The sequence below is a fragment of the bacterium genome, from assembly GCA_035371905.1.
Classification (GTDB): Bacteria; Ratteibacteria; UBA8468; order B48-G9; family JAFGKM01; genus JAMWDI01.
Genome location: DAORXQ010000149.1, coordinates 1 through 1,592 on the forward strand (window position 1 = coordinate 1; position 1,592 = coordinate 1,592).

The following is a 1,592-nucleotide window of genomic DNA, read 5'->3' on the forward strand; positions in this document are numbered from 1 at the left end:
AATTCATTCTTCCTATCCACATCATAAATCTCAAAATAAAGAAATAAAAAATGGTGAGGTAATAGTAATAGATATTGGATGTGATTTTTTGGGCTATAAAAGTGATTTAACAAGGACTTTTTTTTGTGGCAAAGTTGATAATGAGATAAAGAAAGTTTATAAAATTGTTGAAGAAACACAAAAAATATGCATTGAATATTTAAGGAATAAAAACTTAAAAGGATGTGATGTTTATAAAAAAGCAGTTGAAAATTTTAAAAAATATAATCTTGGAAAATTCTTTATTCATGGTCTTGGTCATGGAATTGGGATTGATGTTCATGAAAAGCCATATTTGAATAAAAAAAGTAAAGATAAAATTAGAAAAGGAAATGTTTTTACAATTGAACCTGGAGTTTATATTCAAGGAAAATTTGGAGTTCGTCTTGAAAAAATGGTTTTCAAATAAAATTTGTTTTATGAAAATTATTGTGGTATAATAAATAAAAATGGGGATAGAAAATGATAAGATTTAAAGAAGTCCTTGAAAAATTTCCTTCTGAATTGAGGGATGCGGTTATAGAATTTTATGATTTTTTAAGAGAAGAATATATTATAAAAAGAGAAGAGTTTGAAGAATTGAAAAAAATAGTAGGTCAACTTGTTATATCTCATGAAAAATTATTAGAAAGGGTGGAACAATTAACTATTGCACAGCAGAAAACAGAAGAGAGAGTGGATAAGTTAGGGGAAGCAGTTGAGAAATTAGCAGAAGCACAAAGGGAAACAGAGGAGGAATTGAAAAAATTGACAATAACAGTAAAAAATATGCAGAAAGAACTTGGTGGGATATCACATTCAGTTGGATTTGACCTTGAAAATCAGGCATATAAAGCATTACCAAAAATATTAAAAGAAAGATATGGGATAGAAATAAAAGAAAGATTATTGAGGAAATTTATTGAATATCCAGATGGTAGAGAAGAAGAGATAAATGTTTATGGTAAAGGAAAGATAGATGGGAGAGAAATTTTTATAATAGGAGAATCAAAAACATATTTGTCAAAGAAAGATATAGAAAGATTTAAAAAGAGATTAGAAAGGATAAAAAAAGTTTTCACAGAAGAAATATTTCCTATTTTTGTTGTTCATTCTGCTTCTCCAAAAATTACAAAATATGCTGAAAATTCTGGATTTTCTGTATTTTTCTCTTATGAATTTTAAAAGTACTTGACTAAATAAAAAATGTATGTAAAAATAATATCAGGTGAAATAAAAAAAACTTGACAAAATAAAAAATGTATGTAAAAATAAATTCAAACAGAAAGGAGAAAAATGAAAAATATAAGTAAAATCGGGATTTCCGCAATAGTAATAACTTTCCTTCTCACATCACTCGCCTACACAAAGGACCTAAAAATAGGAGTAGTAGATGTAGAAAAAATTTATAATGAATATGAGAAAGCAAAAGCAGCAAGAGAAGAGATACAGGGAAAAAGAACAGAGAAACAAATTGAATTATCAAAAAAACAAACAGAATTAAAACAAATTGTTGATGAGTATAATGCAAAGAAAGGTAAAATGAAAGAAGATGAAATGAAACAATATGAGAA

The 1,592-nt window shown here is 26.5% G+C and carries 3 protein-coding genes; all 3 read left to right on the plus strand.

All coding sequences use genetic code 11. The features are described 5' to 3' along the window. The coding region (locus tag PKV21_09810) for a M24 family metallopeptidase (protein HOM27781.1) at nucleotides 1-448 on the plus strand (448 nt) is incomplete at its 5' end. A 53-nt stretch (nucleotides 449-501) separates the two neighbouring features. After that, nucleotides 502-1,203 (plus strand): chordopoxvirus fusion protein, encoded by a 702-nt coding sequence (locus PKV21_09815; protein HOM27782.1) that lies wholly within the window; start codon nucleotides 502-504, stop codon nucleotides 1,201-1,203. Nucleotides 1,204-1,314: 111 nt separating this feature from the next. Next, the coding region (locus tag PKV21_09820) for an OmpH family outer membrane protein (protein HOM27783.1) at nucleotides 1,315-1,592 on the plus strand (278 nt) is incomplete at its 3' end.